Here is a 255-nt window from a genome sequence, read left to right on the forward strand (position 1 = left end):
GTGTGACGACCACCCTCTTCTTTGCTCAGTACGTATACTTCTGCTTTGAATTTGGTGTGAGGAGTGATAGTACCTGGTTTAGCCAATACTTGACCACGCTCTACGTCTTCACGTTTAGTACCACGCAGCAATACACCTACGTTGTCACCAGCTTGACCTTCGTCCAGCAGTTTGCGGAACATTTCAACACCGGTACAAGTGGTTTTTTGAGTTTCTTTCAGACCTACGATTTCGATCTCGTCACCAACGTGGATG

1 protein-coding gene is annotated in these 255 nt (G+C 46.7%); it reads right to left on the reverse strand.

What is annotated here, in order from left to right:
* The coding region (locus ACTHTY_RS12280) for an EF-Tu/IF-2/RF-3 family GTPase (RefSeq protein ID WP_440367904.1) at positions 1-255 on the reverse strand (255 nt) is incomplete at both ends.

It is taken from the genome of Neisseria sp. P0019.S002 (assembly GCF_051957155.1).
Classification (GTDB): Bacteria; Pseudomonadota; Gammaproteobacteria; order Burkholderiales; family Neisseriaceae; genus Neisseria; species Neisseria perflava.